This is a genomic window from Kribbella sp. VKM Ac-2568 (assembly GCF_004345365.1).
Taxonomy (GTDB): Bacteria; Actinomycetota; Actinomycetes; order Propionibacteriales; family Kribbellaceae; genus Kribbella; species Kribbella orskensis.
This window is the reverse complement of record NZ_SLVF01000037.1, coordinates 1-1,579: the sequence shown is the minus strand read 5'-3', so window position 1 is coordinate 1,579 and position 1,579 is coordinate 1. Positions and strand designations below refer to the sequence as shown.

Genomic DNA, 1,579 nt, shown 5'->3' with positions numbered 1-1,579 from the left:
CCTCGATCCACCGATGGGCAGATTGTGGTTCGTGGATGTCGTTGACGGTACTGCTTGGGAGGGTGGGCGTGGGTGATCGCCTGGCGTTGCTGCCAGGGTCTCCACTGTCTGTTCGGTCGGGCCGGTGTGGGCGGTTGGTCAGGTGGTTTTGGTTGGTGGCGGTCCGCAGGTTTGAGCGAACAGGGCTTGCCAGGCGGTTTCCCAGGGCCACGCGGTGGGCAGGTGAAGAGTTGCTCGCCGGGCTGAACGGGCGATCCTGGCTGGAACGGCGATCAGTTTGCGGCGGATGGTCGCGGTAGTGGCTTTGGCCAGGACGGGGCCGGTGATGGTGGCGGCGGTGCGGGTGAGGTTGAACGCCATTACCGCTAGGACCAGCCAGGCCGCGTTCGCATCGAACTTGCCTGAGGGTAGGTGCGCCAGGGCGGAGGCTTTGAGGTCGGCGTGGACCTGTTCGATGATCGCGTGCCCGCGGTGGGTTTTGTCCGCGGCCACGGTGTCGGTTGCCTCGGGGTCGGTGGTGGTGAAGAAGGCGTGGAAGCGCCAGGTGTCGAACAATGTCGCCTGTCCATTCTCGGCGCCTGGGTTGAGGTCGGGGATCCGGCGGACCACCAACCGGCCGGAGACCTGCTCGGACCGCTTCTTCGAGGTGAACGCGGTGAACGGAATTTCGGCGACCTCGGCCCGGGAGATCCAGGTGTTGGTCGGTTCGTCGAACACGGCGTCGGTGTATTCGATGGGGGTCCAGGCGTCGTCGGGGATCGAACAGATGCTGGCTTTGACGCGCTTGTCCATCCGCACGGTGATCGAGACGTCGGCACCACCGCGGAGCGCGGCGTTGACCACTTCGGCGCCGTAGAACGCGGAGTCGGCTCGCACCAGCGGCCGCAGGCTGGACCCGCTCGGCAGCTTCTTGGCGGTCTTCAACGCGTCGGCGATCAACCGTTTCGCGCCACGTGGCGAGCCGCACGATCCCTTTCGGAGTCGTTGGGCAACGATCACCGGCGCGGACTGTTTCGTGCTCGCGGTGGCCAGCAAGGCGTTGAGTCCACGCACGCCGGAGTAGCCGTAGCCAGAGCCCTGCTTGGAGTAGCCGTGGACCTCGATGATGGTGTCATCGATATCGATCATCACCCGCTCACCGGGGCCGGCCGTGGTGAGCAGCGGGGCCGTGGCGGCCAGCCGGCCCAGGAACCGGGACGCGACAGCGTCGAGTTGGCGGATGTGGCCGAAGGTGAACGTCCGCAGAAACGAGCCCAGCGTCGAGGGAGCGTAGGCATTGGTGAAGATCCGGCCCATCCCGCCGTGGCGTAACAGGGCCATGTCGTCGATGCTGTCGGCACCCGCGACCATCCCCGCCACCAGCGCGGTGACCTTCAGCCCGGCGTTCGCGCCCTTGTCGGTTGGCACCCTCAGATGCCTGTTCGCCAGTTCCTGGAGCCCCGCGGACCGGGCCAACGCCAGTACCGGAACCAGCCCGGCCGACGACATGAGATTCGGATCATCGAACACAGCCGACGTCGCCCGTGGCGTGTGAGACAGTTGCATCTACGAGATGCCCTTCGTTCTGGTGCGAATTGGA

Annotated in this window: 1 protein-coding gene; it reads right to left on the bottom strand. The window is 66.1% G+C overall.

Annotated features, from left to right (window positions below):
• Positions 1–138: 138 nt before the first annotated feature.
• Complete coding sequence (locus EV648_RS42310) at positions 139–1,545, bottom strand: IS1380 family transposase (RefSeq protein ID WP_132302120.1); 1,407 nt, start codon at positions 1,543–1,545, stop codon at positions 139–141.
• Between the last annotated feature and the right edge of the window lie 34 nt (positions 1,546–1,579).